We start from the raw sequence: 1,039 nt of genomic DNA, 5'->3' as shown, positions 1-1,039 counted from the left end.
CCCCGCTACTTTTGGCATTAAATTGCGCTTGATTTAGCCGCTCGTCGCGGGCTGTTTTTAGCTCCGCTGTTTGGGTTAGTGCATCATCAATCGTAGTAATTAATTGCTGTCCACTGCTATTTACTGTGGCGAGTTCGTCCGCTATTAGCTGCTCACGAATTGGTAATATGTTTTGCAGTGTATTTATTTGCCACTCTATGCTTTGGCCGTCATACGTTGTGAGCTGGGCTTGCTCTAATGTGCTTTTGCTTTTGGCATACTGGGCGCAGGCGATAAACTCAGGTATTGGGCAATAGTTGTTTATTGATTCCAACTTGCTGGCTAATGCTGCGGGATCGGTTGCACTCACAGATAAGAATAGACCGCTATAGCTTGCTGGTTTATCAGTGCGCGAGTCGTCTTGAGTGGCAGACGCAAGCAACTGCGCGCCCACTTGCATTGAGCAATGGGCGGCAGTTTGATGATAACAAAGCGCTAGGTTATGCATTGTCATCTGTGTTTTCTGGTAACCGATAACGTGCTTTGATTTCGGCTACCTTTTCTTGCCACTTTTGCAGTGACTCGGGTGTGCCGTCGTATTGTGCTTCCATATACAAAGGGTCTGACTCGGCTTTGTAAGCTGCTTGGCGCTTTTGAACATTTTGGCTTAGCTCAAATTGCTGCTGATTTAATACTGAGTCGATTTGTTCTTGATCCATGCCTAGGTTTTGCATGTACTCAGAGCTTGTATTGCTATGGCTTGCGCCTTTATAAATATATGTAAACATAGTTTTACCTTTTAAATAGAGTGTTAAATAACTTTAGCTTTATGCTTTTCATGTTTTGGGAACTGCTTTATTGCTTGATACCCATACATCAACATATCTCTGCATTTTTCTTCTATTGCTAGCGCGGTCAAATTAATCTCCTTTTATGTTATTCCCGGGCTATCGCCCGGGGTTCAAATTTCAATAACCAATTACGCAAAGAAAGCGGGACGAAAACCGAAATTACTGCTCGCATAGGAACGGCCATAGTTGAGGTTGAGCGCGCCCAAGCC

Annotated in this window: 3 protein-coding genes; all 3 read right to left on the bottom strand. The window is 44.2% G+C overall.

Annotated features, from left to right (window positions below; all coding sequences use genetic code 11):
- Positions 1-487, bottom strand: a 487-nt coding sequence (locus tag L654_RS0101335; RefSeq protein WP_024607019.1) for a hypothetical protein, incomplete at its 3' end; no start/stop codon positions are given.
- Complete coding sequence (locus L654_RS0101330; protein WP_024607018.1) at positions 480-767, bottom strand: hypothetical protein; 288 nt, start codon at positions 765-767, stop codon at positions 480-482. The genes L654_RS0101335 and L654_RS0101330, both read right to left, overlap by 8 nt.
- A 23-nt stretch (positions 768-790) precedes the next feature.
- Positions 791-898: a four helix bundle protein gene (locus L654_RS1000000127160; RefSeq protein ID WP_225305696.1), complete on the bottom strand. Its 108-nt coding sequence runs from the start codon at positions 896-898 to the stop codon at positions 791-793.
- Positions 899-1,039 lie beyond the last annotated feature (141 nt).

The sequence above is a fragment of the Pseudoalteromonas sp. TAB23 genome, from assembly GCF_000498075.1.
GTDB lineage: Bacteria > Pseudomonadota > Gammaproteobacteria > Enterobacterales > Alteromonadaceae > Pseudoalteromonas > Pseudoalteromonas arctica.
Note: the sequence above shows the minus strand (reverse complement) of the source record. Positions and strands in the feature narration are given on the sequence as shown.